Source organism: Geodermatophilus maliterrae (genome assembly GCF_041018925.1).
In the GTDB taxonomy this organism is placed as follows: domain Bacteria; phylum Actinomycetota; class Actinomycetes; order Mycobacteriales; family Geodermatophilaceae; genus Geodermatophilus; species Geodermatophilus maliterrae.
In genome coordinates, this window is sequence record NZ_JBFNXQ010000010.1 from 1 (window position 1) to 15,904 (window position 15,904).

General features: G+C 73.8%; 14 protein-coding genes. 6 read left to right on the plus strand and 8 right to left on the minus strand.

Going from position 1 to position 15,904, the window contains the following annotated elements:
* Positions 1 to 62: 62 nt before the first annotated feature.
* The 3 genes from ABQ292_RS05255 to ABQ292_RS05265 all read right to left on the minus strand — a co-directional run bounded on the left by ABQ292_RS05255 (position 63) and on the right by ABQ292_RS05265 (position 3,255).
* The gene (locus tag ABQ292_RS05255; RefSeq protein ID WP_369203963.1) at positions 63 to 1,100 is read right to left on the minus strand and encodes a Gfo/Idh/MocA family protein; all 1,038 of its coding nucleotides are present in this window, start codon (positions 1,098 to 1,100) and stop codon (positions 63 to 65) included.
* On the minus strand, positions 1,097 to 2,104 hold the full coding sequence (locus tag ABQ292_RS05260) for a Gfo/Idh/MocA family protein (protein ID WP_369203965.1): 1,008 nt from the start codon (positions 2,102 to 2,104) through the stop codon (positions 1,097 to 1,099). The genes ABQ292_RS05255 and ABQ292_RS05260 overlap by 4 nt, the downstream gene beginning before the upstream one ends.
* Before the next feature lie 101 nt (positions 2,105 to 2,205).
* A complete protein-coding gene (locus ABQ292_RS05265; protein ID WP_369203967.1) occupies positions 2,206 to 3,255 on the minus strand; it encodes a LacI family DNA-binding transcriptional regulator in 1,050 nt (349 codons plus the stop codon).
* A 72-nt stretch (positions 3,256 to 3,327) separates the two neighbouring features.
* Between ABQ292_RS05265 and ABQ292_RS05270 the strand changes: the two genes are divergently transcribed.
* From ABQ292_RS05270 to ABQ292_RS05280, 3 genes are all read left to right on the plus strand, one after another.
* Positions 3,328 to 4,164: an aldo/keto reductase gene (locus tag ABQ292_RS05270; protein WP_369203969.1), complete on the plus strand. Its 837-nt coding sequence runs from the start codon at positions 3,328 to 3,330 to the stop codon at positions 4,162 to 4,164.
* Positions 4,165 to 4,267: 103 nt separating this feature from the next.
* Entirely contained in the window at positions 4,268 to 5,464 is a 1,197-nt protein-coding gene (locus tag ABQ292_RS05275; protein ID WP_369203971.1) for a phytanoyl-CoA dioxygenase family protein, read from the plus strand.
* Between the two features lie 203 nt (positions 5,465 to 5,667).
* Positions 5,668 to 6,339 carry a histidine phosphatase family protein gene (locus ABQ292_RS05280; protein ID WP_369203973.1) on the plus strand — a complete coding sequence of 224 codons (672 nt, stop codon included), beginning with the start codon at positions 5,668 to 5,670 and terminating at the stop codon, positions 6,337 to 6,339.
* Positions 6,340 to 6,463: 124 nt separating this feature from the next.
* Here the strand turns inward: ABQ292_RS05280 and ABQ292_RS05285 are convergent, their stop codons facing one another.
* The 4 genes from ABQ292_RS05285 to ABQ292_RS05300 all read right to left on the minus strand — a co-directional run bounded on the left by ABQ292_RS05285 (position 6,464) and on the right by ABQ292_RS05300 (position 10,748).
* Positions 6,464 to 7,279, minus strand: a complete 816-nt coding sequence (locus tag ABQ292_RS05285; RefSeq protein ID WP_369203975.1) for an ATP-binding cassette domain-containing protein — start codon at positions 7,277 to 7,279, stop codon at positions 6,464 to 6,466.
* Position 7,280: 1 nt separating this feature from the next.
* A complete protein-coding gene (locus ABQ292_RS05290) occupies positions 7,281 to 8,342 on the minus strand; it encodes an ABC transporter permease (RefSeq protein WP_369203977.1) in 1,062 nt (353 codons plus the stop codon).
* An 82-nt stretch (positions 8,343 to 8,424) separates the two neighbouring features.
* A complete protein-coding gene (locus tag ABQ292_RS05295; protein ID WP_369203979.1) occupies positions 8,425 to 9,405 on the minus strand; it encodes a substrate-binding domain-containing protein in 981 nt (326 codons plus the stop codon).
* 197 nt (positions 9,406 to 9,602) lie between these two features.
* On the minus strand, positions 9,603 to 10,748 hold the full coding sequence (locus tag ABQ292_RS05300; protein WP_369203981.1) for a Gfo/Idh/MocA family protein: 1,146 nt from the start codon (positions 10,746 to 10,748) through the stop codon (positions 9,603 to 9,605).
* Between the two features lie 191 nt (positions 10,749 to 10,939).
* Between ABQ292_RS05300 and ABQ292_RS05305 the strand changes: the two genes are divergently transcribed.
* Complete coding sequence (locus ABQ292_RS05305) at positions 10,940 to 11,389, plus strand: DUF4326 domain-containing protein (protein WP_369203983.1); 450 nt, start codon at positions 10,940 to 10,942, stop codon at positions 11,387 to 11,389.
* A gap of 153 nt (positions 11,390 to 11,542) precedes the next feature.
* Here the strand turns inward: ABQ292_RS05305 and ABQ292_RS05310 are convergent, their stop codons facing one another.
* Positions 11,543 to 12,421, minus strand: a complete 879-nt coding sequence (locus ABQ292_RS05310; protein ID WP_369203985.1) for an alpha/beta fold hydrolase — start codon at positions 12,419 to 12,421, stop codon at positions 11,543 to 11,545.
* Between the two features lie 233 nt (positions 12,422 to 12,654).
* On the opposite strand from ABQ292_RS05310, the gene ABQ292_RS05315 reads away from it, so the two are divergent.
* On the plus strand, positions 12,655 to 13,623 hold the full coding sequence (locus tag ABQ292_RS05315; protein WP_369203987.1) for a phosphotransferase family protein: 969 nt from the start codon (positions 12,655 to 12,657) through the stop codon (positions 13,621 to 13,623).
* 295 nt (positions 13,624 to 13,918) lie between these two features.
* Positions 13,919 to 15,895 carry an ABC1 kinase family protein gene (locus tag ABQ292_RS05320; protein WP_369203989.1) on the plus strand — a complete coding sequence of 659 codons (1,977 nt, stop codon included), beginning with the start codon at positions 13,919 to 13,921 and terminating at the stop codon, positions 15,893 to 15,895.
* The last annotated feature ends 9 nt before the right edge of the window (positions 15,896 to 15,904 follow it).

Sequence of the window (15,904 nt, forward strand, 5' to 3'; positions counted from 1 at the left end):
CGGGGGCCTCGCCCTCGCCGCCGAGAACCTGCGCGCCGCGGCCGGGAAGACGTGACGACGGGTCAGGCCCCGGTCCCGTGCGGTTCGGCCGCCGCCCGCGGCCGGGGCGGCAGCCCGGCGAGCCGGTAGCACCGGTCGATCAGTGTCATGGTCGCGACCGCGTCGTCCGGGCCGGTGGGGACCGGGGACCCGTGCCGCAGTGCCTCGATCAACGCCTCCAGCTGGTAGGTGTACGACGTCCGGGTGCCGAGGTGCTCGGTCCGCTCGCCGGCCCGGCTGCGCACGAGCACGCGGTCGTCCCGGTTCGGCTCGACGAACGCCGGCGCCGTGGCCTCGCCGCGCGTGCCCACGATCCGCAGGGAGAAGTCCCTGTCCGGGTGCACCATGCTGCAACGCACCGTGGCCGTGGCCCCGGACGGGAAGTGCAGCTCGGCGTCCAGCCACTCGTCGACGCCCGGGGATCCCGCGCGCTCCCCGGCCCGGGCGGTGACCGGCTCCGGCTCCCCACCGCTCCACGGCGCCAGGGTGCGCAGCGCGTGCAGCCCGTAGCAGCCGAGGTCCATGAGCGCCCCGCCGGAGAGGTCGAGCGACCAGCGCGGGTCACCTGCGTCGGGCGGGAGCATGGCGATGGTGGCCTCGACGTGGACGACGTCGCCGAGCTCGCCGGAGTCCACCAGATCCAGCACGCGGCGCATGACCGGGTGGTACAGGTGGTGGAAGCCCTCCATCACCGTGACGCCTGCGCTCCGTGCGGCGTCGCGGACCTCGGCGGCCTCCGCGGCGTTCGAGGCGAACGGCTTCTCGGACAGCACGTGCTTGCCGGCCGCGACGGTGGCCAGGTTCCACGGACCGTGCAGCGCGTTGGGCAGCGGGTTGTAGACGACCTCCACCTCGGGGTCGGCGACGACGTCCGCGTAGGAGGCCAGCACGCGCTCGACGCCGTGCGTGCGGGCGAAGCTCTCGGCCCGGGCCGGGTCCCGCGCGGCGAGCGCGACCAGCCGGCTGCCGGTGTCCCGTGCGGGGACGGCGATGGCCCGCTCGGCGATGCGGGCGGCCCCCAGGACCCCGATCCGCAGGGGCCCGACCGGGTCCGTCGTCACCGGTACGGCCCCGGCTGCTCGGGGAGCTCGACGGACACCCGTCCGCCGGAGTGCAGGGAGTGCAGCGCCGCGTCGGAGACGACCTGCGCGACGTGGCCGTCCCAGGCGCTGGGGCCCTGCGGCGGCCGCCCGGCGGCGACGGCGTCGACCCACTCGCGCAGCTCGACGTCGTAGGAGAGCGCGAACCGCTCCCGCCAGTCGGCGGGGACGAGGCCGGCGACGGCGCCCTCGCGGCGGAGGCGCACCGGGGCCGGTTCGGCCAGCTCGACGGTGCCGGTCTCGCCGGACACCTCGCAGCGGATCTCGTAGCCGTAGTGGACGTTGACCGACACCTCGACGTCGACGAGCACGCCGTCGGCCATCTCGAGGAGCAACAGCAGCGGGTCCTGCAGCTCACCGCCGCGGCTGCTCCTGCGCGGGGTGAACACCTGGACGGCGGTGACCTCCTGGCCCAACAGCCAGCGCAACTCGTCGATCTCGTGGATCGCGGTGTCGGCGATGGACATGTCCCGGGTGTAGTGCGGCGGCACCGAGGCGTTGCGGTGCGCGCAGTGCACGAGCAGCGGGGCGCCGACGGCGCCGTCGTCCACGGCCTGCTTGAGAGCCCGGTGCGCGGGGTCGTAGCGGCGGTTGAAGCCCACCTGCACCAGCCGCCGACCGGCTGCGACCTCCGCCTCGACGACACGTCGGCAGGCCTCCTGCGTCGTGGCCAGCGGCTTCTCGCAGAACACCGGCTTGCCCGCGGCGATGCACGCCAGCACGTACGGCTCGTGCGTCGCCCCCCAGGAGGTGACGACGACGGCGTCCACCGCGTCCGACGCGATCAGCTCCTCACCGCTGGGCAGGACCTTCGCGGCGGGCAGCTGCCCGGCCACGGTCGCGGCGCGCTCGGTGTCGGCGTCGGCCACCGCGACCACCCGGCTGCCCCCGGGGCCGCCGTCCAACCGGCGGACGTGCTCCTGGCCGATCGTACCGACCCCGATGACCCCGACGTCCAGCGCCACGACTCCTCCTCGGTCCCGTCCGGCCCGCCGAGCGCAGGTCCGTGTCGAGGCTGTGCTCCGGACCACAGCCGGGTCAACGGCGAGGACCCCTCAAGAACCCCTCAACGGGTTCCCGCGCCGACACCGACCTCGACCGGGATGTTGTGCGGCGTCACCACCTGGACGCCCGAGTGCCAGGAGCGCGGGGTGCCGGGGAGCGCGCCGTGGGCCTGCATGACCACGTGGCAGGCGCGGCGCAGGTCAAGCGCGAGGTCGTGGTGCAGCACGGCGGACAGCCGCCCCTCCCGGAGCAGCGCCAGGTTCTCGGTGTCGAGGTCGTGGGCGACGAACGCGCGGCAGGTCCGTCCGGCGTCGGCGAAGGCGGCCACGGTCGCCGCGTTCCCACCCACGGCGTACAGCGAGTACACGGCGGCGATGGCCGGCTCGTCGGCCAGCGCGTCGCGGACGAGGCCCCGCAGCACCTCGTCGTCCCCGCTCGGGTCGGCCAGGTCGACCTGCCGCCGGGCCGGGCGCAGCGCGCGCGTGGTCGCCCGGAAGCCCATCTCCCGGTCGTCCTCGCCGCGGAAGGTGCCGGTCCCCCGGGTCACGAGGACGGCGGCCTCCTCCGGCAGCCACTGGTCGAGCAGGTAGGCCGCGGTCGCCCCGGCCGCCCGGTTGTCCAGGCCGACGTAGGCGACCCGGCGGCTGGTCGGCAGGTCGGTCACGAGCGTGATGACGGGGATCCCGGCCTCGGCCAGCCGCTCCACCGCGGCGACGACCAGCGGGTGGTCGGGGGCCTTGAGCACGACGCCCTGCGACCCGCGCCGGGCGATGCCGTCGAGGGTGGCCGCCAGCTCGGCCACCGGAGGGGCCTCGGCGAGGTGGAACCGCGCCCGGAACGTCGCCGGCCGGACCAGCGGCAGCTGGGACTCCAGGGCCGCGCGCACCGCGGAGGAGAAGCGGTCGGGCGCGTCGACCACCAGGTCGAGGAAGAACGTCCGCCCGGTCAGCCGCACCTGCGAGCGCTGACGGTCCAGATCCGCGATGGCGCGGTGCACCTCGTGCACGGTGCTGGCGCGGACCCCGCCGCGTCGGTTGAGGACGCGGTCGACGGTCGCCTCGGACAGGCCGGCCTGGCGGGCGATCTCGCGGATCGGGTAGGGGTGCGGCACGGGACCAGTCTGAGGGGTCCCTGAGGGATCGCCGAGGTTGCCGGGTACCCGCGGGCTCACGAGGCTGGCGGGATGACCACGGTCCCGGACGTCCAGCTCGCCCACGGTGTCGCGATCCCCCAGCTCGGGCTGGGCACCGCCCGGCTCCCCGACGAGGAGACGCGGCGGATCGTCCGCGAGGCGCTCGAGGTCGGCTACCGGTTCGTCGACACCGCCGCCAGCTACGAGAACGAGCGCGGTGTCGGGCAGGCCGTCGCCGACTCGGGACTCCCGCGCGAGGAGGTGTTCGTCTCCACCAAGCTGCGCGGCAGGGAGCAGGGGTTCGGCTCGGCGAAGCAGGCACTGCGGGCCAGCCTCGACCGGCTCGGACTGGAGTACGTGGACCTCTACCTCATCCACTGGCCGCTCCCCCGGCTCGACCGCTACGTCGAGTCGTGGCTGGCGATGGAGGAGCTCCTCGCGGAGGGGCTCACCCGCGCCATCGGCGTCTCCAACTTCCTGCCCGAGCACCTCGACCGGCTCGCCGCCGCCTCCTCGACGGTGCCGGCGGTCAACCAGATCGAGTGCCACCCGCGCGACCCGCAGCTCGAGCAGCGTGCCGACGACGCCCGCCGCGGGATCGTCACCGAGTCGTGGTCGCCGCTGGCCAACGGCGGGGAGCTGCTGCGGCAGCCGGTGCTGGCCGAGATCGGCGAGCGGCACGGCCGGACGCCGGCGCAGGTGGTCCTGCGGTGGCACGTGCAGCAGCGGCTGGTGACCTTCCCGAAGGCGTCGTCCCGCGGCCGGCTGGTCGAGAACCTCGACGTCTTCGACTTCGGGCTGACCGACGAGGACCTGGCCGGCATCGCCACGCTCGCCGACGGCACCCGCGTCAACGGCCAGTACCCCGACGTCTGGGAGGAGTTCTGAGCCCGTTGCGATGACGGGTTCTTGAGGGATCGGCGGCCTTGTCGGCCCCGCACCGGCCCGGCAGGCTCGACGGCACTCCACCCCGCACAGACAGGACGAGGCCATGACCGCACCCGTCACCGCCCGGACCACCCCCGGCTGGTTCACCGCGGACGACTGCCGCCTGGAGGACTTCCGCGCGGTCGTCGAGACGACCACCGACCTCGCCGCCTACCCGTACGCCGACGAGGTGCGGGAGAACGTCCTGGTCTACGGCTCGCGGCTGCGCGACTCCGTCGCCACCCCCGAGGGGCGCCGGGACGTGCAGGCAGAGCTGGCCCGCGCGCTCGCCGACGGGCCGGGGATCGTCGTCTTCGCCGGCGCCTTCCCCGACACCGGGGTCGTCGACCGGGCCACGGCCGTCTTCGAGGCGCTGATCGCCGAGCAGAAGGCCGCCGGTGTGACGGCCGGGGACCACTTCGCCAAGCCCGGCGCGAACGACCGGGTGTGGGGCGCGCTGGACAAGTTCGCCGTCCGGGACCCGGAGGCCTTCGCCGCCTACTACGCCAACGACGTGATCGCGCTGGTCTCCGAGGCGTGGCTGGGCCGCGGCTACCAGCTCACCAGCCAGGTCAACGTGGTCAACCCCGGCGGCCAGGCCCAGGTCGCCCACCGCGACTACCACCTCGGCTTCATGTCCGAGGAGCAGGCCCTGGCCTACCCGGCCCACGTGCACCGGCTCTCCCCCGTCATGACCCTGCAGGGCGCGGTGGCCCACTGCGACATGCCGGTGGAGACCGGGCCGACGATGTACCTGCCGCACTCGCAGAAGTACGCCCCCGGCTACGTCGCCTTCCACCGGCCGGAGTTCACCGCCTACTTCGACGAGCACTTCGTCCAGCTGCCGCTGCGCACGGGCGACGCCGCCTTCTTCAACCCGGCCCTGTTCCACGGCGCCGGCACCAACCGGTCGTCCGGCGTCCGGCGCATGGCCAACCTGCTGCAGGTCTCCTCCGCCTTCGGCCGGGCGATGGAGACCGTCGACCGGACGGCGATGTGCCGGGCCCTCTACCCGGTGCTGCTCGCGCAGCGGGCCGCCGGCGTCGACGAGCGCACGCTGCGCACCGTCCTCGCCGCCTCGGCGGAGGGGTACGCCTTCCCGACCAACCTCGACCGCGACCAGCCGGTCGGCGGACTGGCCCCGGAGACCCAGGCCGAGCTGGTCGAGCGGGCCCTGGCCGGGAACTGGCCGGCCGGGACGCTCGAGGCGGAGCTGTCCGCCCAGGCCCAGCGCCACTCCAGCGGCCCGTCCCCCACCTGACCCGGCCGGGAGCTCCACCGTCGTCGGGATCCCGGCGCCGGTCGGCGCGGCGATCATGGGCTCCCGGTGGCGACACGCGGGCCGACCGCGGCGTGTCGCCCTGCCAGTTCCATGATCGCCGGACAGGACGACGGCGGGCGCCGTGTCGGCCGGTGTCAGGGAATCCAGGGGCGCCGGTCCGGCGATCCGGGCAGGATGACCCGGTGCCCCCCGAGCACCGCGACGCCGTCACCGACGTGCTCCTCGTCCGGCACGGCGAGGTCGTCCCCGCCGACCCGGAGCACCCCCATCCCGTGCTCGAGGACGGCCAGGGCGACCCGCCGCTGTCGCCGCTCGGGCGCGTGCAGGCGGAGGCGGTGGGACGGCGACTGCGCGACGCCGGCCTGCACGCCGTCTACGTGACGACGCTGCGCCGCACGGTCGAGACCGCGCAGCCGCTGCTCGACGCCACCGGCCTCCAGCCGCGGGTCGAGCGGGACCTGCGGGAGCTCCACCTCGGCGAGTGGGAGGACGGGCTGGTCCTCCAGCGCCTGGCTCAGGGGGACCCGCTGGCCGCGCGGGTCGTGGCCGAGCAGCGGTGGGACCTCATCCCGGGCGCGGAGCCCGCTGCGGCCCTCGCCGCCCGGGTGCGGGGATCGCTGCAGCGGATCGCGGCCGCGCACCCGGGCGAGCGGGTCGCCGTCTTCACGCACGGCGGGGTCATCGCCCAGGCCCTCGCCCTGGCCACCGGCTCGCCGCCGTTCGGCTTCCTGAGCGGTCGCAACGCATCGCTGTCCCAGGTGGTCCTGGCCGGGGAGCGCTGGACCCTCCGCCGGTTCAACGACACCGCGCACCTCGCCGACGACCTGTCCCGGGTCGGGGTGCCGCTGACCTGAAGGAGGACCCCCTGCCCCCGCCACTCGCGAGCTTCGCGGCGGGACCCGTCCCGGTTCCCGCCCCGAACTCGCGAAGGGTGGGGAGGACGGGGTCCTCCCACGGTGGGGGCAGGGAGTCCTCGTGTCAGCGCTTCAGCTCGTGCGAGAGCTCGGCGAGCTCCTGGCCACCGGCCATCTCGGCGGTGAGCTCCTCGAGCGTGACCTCCGAGCGCTTCTTGTCCAGCACCCGGCGACCGAGCTTGAGGATGATGAAGTGGTCGCCCACCAGGTAGGCGTGGTGCGGGTTGTGGGTGATGAAGACGACGCCGAGCCCGGCGTCGCGCGCCGCGGCGGTGTACTTGAGCACCACACCGGACTGCTTGACGCCCAGGGCCGCGGTCGGCTCGTCGAGGATCAGCACCCGGGCACCGAAGTAGACCGCGCGGGCGATCGCGACGCACTGCCGCTGACCGCCGGAGAGGGTCCCGATCGGCTGGTTGATGTCCTTGACGGTGATGCCCATCTTCTTGAGCTCGGTGTCGGCGATCTCGCGCATCGCCTTGATGTCCAGCGGGGCCAGGGGGTACCTGCCCTTCCGGAGCTCCGAGCCGAGGAAGAAGTTCCGCCACACCTCCATGAGCCCGACGACGGCGAGGTCCTGGTAGACCGTGGCGATCCCGGTGTCGAGGGACTCACGGGGCGAGGAGAAGTGGCGGTCCTGCCCGTGGACCTTCAGGGTGCCCTCGCTGTGCGTGTGCAGGCCTGAGATGATCTTGATGAGGGTGGACTTGCCGGCGCCGTTGTCCCCCAGGACGCAGGTGACCTCGCCGGCGTTGACCGTCAGGTTGACGCCCTCCAGCGCGCGGATCGCGCCGTAGGCCTTGCCCACGCCCTGCATCTCGACGAGGGGCGTGCCCTTCGTCAGATCGGACGCAGCGTGCTCGGCGATGGTGTCGGTCATGTCACTTCCTCTGTGCCGCGTAGTTCTTGATGTACAGGTTGACCAGGACGGCGAGCAGCAGCATCACGCCCAGGAAGGTGCGGAACCAGTTCGGGTCCCAGCCGGCGAAGACGATCCCCTGGGTGGTCATGCCGAAGATGACCGCGCCGAGGGCCGAGCCGACCGCCGAGCCGTAGCCGCCGGTGAGCAGCGCGCCGCCGACGACCGCGGCGATGATGTAGACGAACTCGTTCCCGACGCCGATGCCGGCCTGGACCGAGCTGAAGTTCATCAGCAGGTGCATCCCGAGGAACCAGGCGAGGAAGCCGACGGCCATGAACAGGCCGATCTTCACCTTCTTGACCGGCACACCGACCGCCCGGGCGCTGGCCTCGTTCCCGCCGGAGGCGAAGATCCAGTTGCCGACGCGGGTGCGCAGGAGCACCCAGGTGCCGACGGCCACGAACAGCAGCCACCACAGCACCGTGATCTTCAACGTGATGATGCCGAGGTCCACGTCGGAGGCGAAGACCGCCCGGGCCGAGGAGAAGCCGTCGAGCTGGCTCACGTTCGGGGAGGCGACCGCTCCGGTGATCAGCTTGGTCACGCCCAGGTTGATCCCCTGCAGGACGAAGAACGTGCTGAGTGTGACCAGGAAGCTCGGGATCCCGGTGCGCACCACCAGGTACCCGTTGAGGAAGCCGATCGCCAGCGCCAGGGCGAGGCTGACGATCACCCCGACCCACACGTTGAGGCTCAACTGGTAGCAGAACATCGCCGCGGTCAACGCCGCGGTCGTCACTGCCACGCCGGAGGAGAGGTCGAACTCGCCGCCGATCATCAGCAGTGCCACCCCGACCGCCACGATCCCGATCGTGGAGCTGGCGTAGAGGTAGGTCGACGCCGCCGGGAGGGTCCGGAACGTCGGCGCGACCGCGTAGAAGAAGGCGAAGATCGCGACGGCGGCGGCAAGGGCGCCGACCTCGGGTCGCGCGAGGACGCGGGAGAGCAATGACTTCTGGACCCGCGCCGGGCCGGCCGAGCCCGGCGGTGGTGCGGACTGTGCGGGGGGCTGTGTCGCCACGGACGAGCTCATGTGCCTGCTCCAGGGGGCGTGAGGGGAGGAGGGGGAGCCGGGCACTGACCCGGCTCCCCCACGAGCGGGACTACCGGGTGTTGTTCTCGGTGTAGGGCTGGATCGCGTCGATGTTGCTCGAGTCGACGATCGACGGACCGGTCAGGACCGGACCGCCACCGCCGATGTCGTTGCCGTTGGTCAGGTTCAGCCACAGCGAGGTGACGGCCATGTAGCCCTGCACGTAGGGCTGCTGGTCGACCGAGAACGCGATGCCGCCGTCGGAGATCTGCTGGGCGACGTCGGCGTTCAGGTCGAACGTGGCCACCTGGGCCTGGCTGCCGGCGTCGGCGATGGACTGCTGCGCGGCCAGGGCGATGTCAGCACCCAGGGCCACGACGTTGGCCACCGACGGGTCCTGCTGCAGCTTGGCGCCGATGGTCTGCTGCACCGACGGCAGGTCGCGGCCGTTGACGTAGAGGACCTCGGTGCCGGGGCTGGTCTTCGCCACCCCGGCGCAGCGCGTCTCCAGCTGGACCTGCCCCTGCTCCTGGATGACGCACACGGTCTTGCCGGGGTTCTCCTGGCTGATCTTCGTGCCCACGGCCTGGCCGGCGAGGTCCTCGTTCGAGCCGAAGTACATGAGCAGGCCGTAGTCCAGGTACGCGTCGCCGCCGGCGTTGAACGCCACGGTCGGGATGCCTGCCTCGACCGCGGCCTGGGCGGCCGGGCCGATGGCGTCGGGGTTGGGCATGGTCACCGCCAGGCCGTCCACCTCGCTGCTCACCTGGTTCTGGATCAGGGTCGCCTGGTTGCCGGCGTCCGGGTCCTGCGAGTAGTTCAGCGTGATGTTGTGGTTCGCCGCAGCCGCTTCCGCGCCGTTGCGAATCTTGTCCCAGAACGTGTCGCCGGGGGCCTCGTGGGTGATCATCGCGATGGTGAACTCCTCGCCCTCCGCAGCACCCCCGTTCCCCTCGTCCTGGGCGCCGCCCCCACTGCTGCACGCAGCCAGGGCGGTGGCTGCGGCGGTCACGGCCACCATCACCTGCAGCGATCTGCGGGTGGTCCTCATTCGCATCTCCTCGTCCGGATGGCCACCGCGCGGCGGCCGCTGGCCTGCCCAGTCACCGGACGCCGACCCCCGCGGCGCGGTCCTTATGTCTGGACATAGTGACATGAGGAATGTGACACGGCCCACCAGAGGCGTCAAGGGTCCTCCTCGTCCGCCCGGCTGCCCAGACCGGGGGATGGACCAGGTGGGACGGGCGCTCAGCCGGTCGGGACGTCGACCCGGCCCCCGGCGGTCGCGGAGGCCTCAAGGGCGTCGAGGACGGTCGCCGCGCGCACGGCGTCGACCAGCTCCGCGCCGTGCGGGGCGCCCGTCGCGACCGAGGTCAGGGCGTCGCGGGCCTCCACGACCTTGAGGTCGTCGTAGCTCATCGCGTTGCCGGGGCCGGGCTGGAAGGCGGCGTAGTCCCCGGCTCCGGGCCCGACCAGGAGGGTGCTGACCGCCTGGTCCTGCGGAGCCGGCCCGGAGCTGACCTGCAGCTCCCCCATCCGGCGGAAGTCCCACGCCAGGCGCCCGGCGGTGCCGTGCACCTCGAACCCGTAGGCGTTCTGCTCCCCGACCGCCACCCGGCTGGCCTCGAGCACCACCCGCGCCCCCGAGGACAGCCGCAGGAGCGCGGACACGTAGTCGTCGTTCTCGACCTGCGCGGGGACCCCGTCGGCCACCAGCGTGTGCCCGGACGTGGGTCCGGCCGGCCGCAGCCGTTCGGGGACGAAGACGGCCGTGTCGGCGAGCACGGAGGCGATCTCGGCGCCCAGCACGTGCCGGACCAGGTCCACCGCGTGCGAGGCCAGGTCCCCGAGGACGCCGCTGCCCCCACGAGCCCGTTCGTACCGCCAGGTGAACGCGCCTCCGGGCGCTGCGGCGTAGTCGCTGAGGAAGGTGAACCGGGCGTGGGTGACGCGCCCGACCTCCCCGGCCGCGACCAGCCGGCGGGCCAGGGCGACCGCGGGCACGTGGCGGTAGTTGAACCCCACGGTGCCCTGGACCCCGGCCGTGGCGACGGCAGCGGCCACCGCTCGGGCGTCCTCGACGGTGGTCCCCACCGGCTTCTCGATCCACAGGTGGCGGCCGGCCTCGGCGACGGCGACGCCGAGCTCCCGGTGCAACCAGTTCGGGGCGGTGACCGACACGAGCTCCACCCGGGGATCGGCGAGCAGCCGATGCCAGTCCGTCGTCGCCGAGGCGAACCCGAACTGGTCGGCGGCCTGCTCGGCCCGGCCGGGCACGTCGTCGGCGACCGCCACCAGCTGCGGGACGACGCCGAGATCCGGGAAGTGGTGACGCACCCGCGCGTAGGCCTGGGCGTGCACCCGGCCCATCCAGCCGAAACCGATGACGCCCACCCCGACGGGACGCGCGCTGCCTGGTCCTGACCCGCTCCCGCCCACATCAGCCTCCTCGGCCCGTGCGGCGAGAGCCTAGGTCCGACCCCGCCCCTCGGCCAGCCTGGTCGAACTGTCGGACCCGACCGGTAGTCAGAGCACGTCGTCCGGGACGACGGCGGGTACGGCGGCTCGAGGAGGCGATCCGTGGCATGCGATCCCAGGATGCCGAGCAGCGCGCAGGCCGTGCAGCCGTCGCGGCCGTGACCGAGGGCGCCGGGAGACGGGGTGCTTCGCCTCCCCGGCGCATCCGGCTGAGCCGGTCCGCCGGCTGGCGCAAGCCGTCCGGCGCAGTGGTCGTCGCACGGCCCACCCGCTGGGGCAATCCCTTCCGCGTCGGCTCGGCCTACATGTGGCTCGCCGGTGAGGAGGACCGCACGTGGCCGGTCCCCACCTCCCGGCAGCCCGGCGACCACCCCGATGGCGTCCGCGTCGTCCGGTGCCCGGACACCGCTACCGCGGTGAGGTGGTTCCGCTTCTGGGCGCAGGGCGACTACGCCACCCAGGCCCGCCGACTGCTCCGCGGCCACGACCTCGCCTGCTGGTGCCCGCTTGACCAGCCCTGCCACGCCGACGTGCTCCTCGAGCTGGCGAACCGCTGACCGGCCACCGCCACAGAGGGACGGCTCGGGACCAATCCGGCGGGTGGGCGTCCGGCGGTGGACGACGTCGACCGACGCCGGGGGCGTCGTCCCGGGGGCGAGAGCAGCGGGGAGCGGGTCGCGATGTCGGCCCGAAGCGCCGCGTCGATACCGCTACTCCCAGCGGTGGACGAACTCGACCGTCGCGGTGTCGACCTCGCCGGGGTTCGAGGCGCTCAGGAAGTGCCGGCCGCCGTCGACGACACGGAGCTCGGCGTCGGCACTGTCGACGAACATCGTGATCTCGTCCTCGGCGTCGGCGACGGAGTAGACCGGGTCGGCAGTGCCGTGCATCCACAGGACCGGGCATCGCACGCTGTCCAGCCGACCGTGCAGGCCGTCGCGGTCACGCAGGTTGATGGCGCTCAGTCGGAGGCGCTGCCGCCCCGCGTCGCCGGCGTAGTTCTCCTGGTACGTCGCGTGCCAGAAGGTGCGCTCCTCGGGCGGCACGTCCTCGCCGAAGCCCTCCTCGAGCACGGCGTCGACGAGTTCGACCGGGACCACCCAGTCATCGCCGACGTCCTCGGCGAGTGCGTCGATGGCCGGCGTGTTGAAGCCGATCCCGTCCCAGCACCCCAGGTCACGGCTGCGCTGGCTCTCGTAGTCCATGGACGTGCCGAGCACGATGATGCCCTTCACCGTCCGAGGGGCGAGCACGGCCATGCGGGCCGCCACCCATCCGCCCTGCGAGGTGCCCAGGACGAACGCCTCGGGGATGCCGAGCGCGTCGAGGACCTGCAGGTCGGCGATGGCCGAGTCCCAGTAGGTGAACTGCTCGTACGAGGCGCGGGTCCGGCCGTGACCGTACGGTTCGAGGGCGAGCAGGTTGACGGTGGCCCTGAGCTCCCCGTCCGCGAACTGGGGCCGGTACAGCTCGGCGGAGGTGCTGAACGAGTTCACCATGACCAGCGTCGGCAGGGAGGCGTCGTAGGCCCCGCCGAGCCGGTAGCCGATGGCCGAGGTGCCGAGATGAGGCACCGTGATCGTCTCCACGCCGCTCATGGTCTCCCCCGTCGTCAGGGACCGGCGAACCGCCGGTCGGCGGGAGCCGGGGTGGGCCTGGTCATCGTGGTCCCGCGCCCGACCCCGGTCGATCGCCGCCGACGACGACCTCCGCCGGTCCCGGGACCGGCGGCCGGTCACGACCGTCCGGGAGGACGGACCACCGCCCGGCGACGCGGGTGCACGATGTCCTCCGTGCCCCGCTGTGGGAGGAGGGTGCCCGCATGCCGCCGGACTCCCCGCGTCCCCGGCGGCTGAGCTGGGCGGACGTCCCCGGGACGGTGCGCCGGGCGATCACCGACTCCCTCGGCGCGTCCGTCGTCTCCGCCGAGTCGCCGCCGGGCGGCTTCACCCCCGGCGTCGCCGCCCGGCTGCTGCTGGCCGACGGACGGCGGTGCTTCGTGAAGGTCGCCTCCGCCGCGTACGGGGACTGGGTGCCGACGGCCTACCGGCACGAGGCCTCGGTCAACCTCCACCTGCCGTCCGCGGTCCCCGCGCCGCGGATGTGGACGCACCTCGACGACGGGGACTGGGTCTGCCTCGTCTTCGACGACGTGGCCGGCCGCTTCCCGTCGCCGTCGTGGGACGGCGACGACCTGACCCGCGTCCTGGACGCCCTCGACCGCAGCGCCGCGGCCCTGACACCCAACCCGGTGCCGGACGCCGCTCCGGTGCGGGACGCCTTCGCCACGGTCCTCGGCGGCGCCTGGGAACGGCTCGCAGAGGACCCCGCGCTGCCGGACGCCGATCCCTGGGCCGCCGAGCACCTCCCGGCCCTGGTCGCGAGGGAACGGCACTGGGCCGACGGTGTCGACGGGCAGACGCTGCTGCACCTGGACCTGCGCCGCGACAACGTCCTGCTCACCCCGACCGAGGTGGCGTTCGTGGACTGGGCGTGGCCGGCCGTCGGGGCCGCCTGGCTGGACCTGGTGTGCTTCCTGCCCACCGTGGCCGGGACGACCGCCCGCCACGACCTCGACGCCGTCTTCTCCTCCCGCGCCGCGGCCCGGGCGGCACCACCGGCCGCGGTCGACGCCTTCCTGACCGCCCTCGCCGGCTACTGGCGGGCCGGCTCGCTGCTCCCCGCCCCCTCCTACGCCCCCCTGCTGCGCCGGGAACAGCAGCTCGCCGCCGACGGCGCCGTCCGCTGGCTGCGCGCACGAGCCTCCGGCTGGTCCACCGCCAGCGCGTGACCGGGCACGGCACACAGCCGGACAGGGCGCCCGCGCTCAGCGGCGGGCCGACCCGGGACGTGCGGCAGGCCTCACGGACGACGAGAGGATCGGCGTCTCCGTCCGGTGCTCAGCCGCGGCCGGAGGCGGGGTCCCCCACCACGTCGCCGACCCGACGTCGGGACCGTGCTCAGGACGACGGTGTCCACCTGTACGTGTGGCACCTGCTCGTGGCGGCACCGCTCCACCGGACGGCAGAGGGGGCCGGCGACCCCACCACTCCCGGAGGTGCACGCACTGTGGGAGGAACGGCCGCATGCACGCTGCCCTCGCGGACGTCCTGGTCGTCCCGTCGCTGATCGTCATGGTGCTGCTGTTCGGGACCGTCATCCGGCGGCTGCTCGGGGTGCGGGTGGGCCCGGTGCGGACCGTGCTCGCCGCCGCGGTGGCGCTGGGGATCGTCGGTCCGCTGCTGACGGCGCTGCTGCCGGACCCCGCGGCGGCGGATCTCGGAACGGCGCTGCTGTCGTTCCTGCTCGCCGTCAGCGTCGCCAGCCTGGCGGCCATGGTCGTCGTGGTGGTCGCCGAGGTGGTCCTGCCCGAGGGCTCGGTACCGGGCCCGGTCGAGCTCTGGCGGGGATGGCGCTCGCGCGCGGCCCGGACCCGCCGCTACACCCAGATCCTCCGGATCGCCGTGCGCAACGGTCTGGGCCGCTTCCTGCGCGGGAGGCAGCACGCCGGCGTGGCCTCCTCCGGTTCCCGTCGGGACCTGGCGCGCTCGCTGCGCCGGGCACTGGACGAGGGCGGCGTCACCTTCGTCAAGCTCGGTCAGCAGCTGTCCACCCGCCGCGACCTCATCCCGGCCGAGTTCACCGAGGAACTCACCGGGCTGCAGGACGACGCGGCCCCGCTGCCCTGGGAGGCGGTCGAGGCCGTCCTGGCCGCCGAGCTCGGACGGCCGGTGGTGGACGCCTTCGCCTGGCTGGATCCCGAACCGCTCGCGGCCGCCTCCGTGGCGCAGGTGCACGCCGGGCGTCTGGTCGACGGCGCCGACGTGGTCGTGAAGGTGCAGCGTCCGGGAGTGGCGGCCGTCGTCGACCGCGACCTGGACATCCTGCTGCACCTGGCGCGCACTCTGGAGGTCCGCACGCAGTGGGGTCGGTCGCTCGGGCTCCTCGCGCTGGCCGAGGGCTTCGCCGTGGCCCTGCGCGAGGAACTGGACTTCACCACCGAACGGAGCAACCTCCAGGCGATGGCCGCGGCGCTCTCCACCAGACCCTCCCGCCGGGTCCAGGTGCCGGCGCCGCACCCCACCCTCACGACCCGGCGGGTGCTCGTGATGGACCGGTTGTCCGGGTCCCCGCTTGGCGCCGCCGGTCCGGTCCTGCGCGCCCTGGGACCGGCAGGCCGGCGGGAGGCGGCCACCGCCCTGCTGGAGAGCGCGCTGGACCAGGTCCTGGAGCACGGGCTGGTCCACGTCGACCTGCACCCGGGCAACGTCCTGGTGCGGCCCGACGGGTCGCTGGGCCTGCTGGACCTGGGCTCGGTCGGCCGCCTCGACGGCACCACCCGCACCGCGGTCGGGCGGCTCCTGGCGGCGCTGGGCGGCGGGGACTCGCTGGCGGCGACCGACGCCCTGCTCGAGCTCGTCGACCGGCCCGAGGAGATCAGCGAACGTGAACTCGAACGGGGGCTGGGCGCGCTGCTCGTCCGGTTCGCCGTCCCCGGCACGACCACCGGGATCACCGCGTTCACGGCGGTGTTCGGCCTCGTCACCGAGCACCGGCTGACCGTCCCGCCACAGGTCGCCGCCGTCTTCCGGACCTTCGCCACCCTGGAGGGGACCCTGACGACGATCGACCCCACGTTCGACCTCGTGGCCGCCGCACGCGAGGCCGGCCGCCACCGGATCGCACGAGCGCTGACCCCCCGGGAGCTGCGCAGGTCGGCCGAGCAGGAACTGATGGCCCTGCTGCCCGTGCTCCGCCGCCTGCCGCGCCGGATCGACCGCATCGCCGACACCGTCGAACGCGGTCGCCTGAGCGTCGACGTCCGCCTGCTCGCCGACCGGCGGGACCGTCGCCTGGTCACCGGCCTGGTCCACCAGTCGCTGCTCACCGTGCTCGGCGCGGTCGCCGGCGTGATGGCCGTGCTGTTCCTGGACATGCCCGGCGGCCCGCAGGCGACCGACACCATCCGGCTGTTCGACGTGCTCGGCTACGGGTTCCTCGTCATCTCCGTCGTCCTGGCCCTGCGGGTCCTGGTCGTGGTCTTCCGGGAGGAGCGCCCTTGACGACTCACC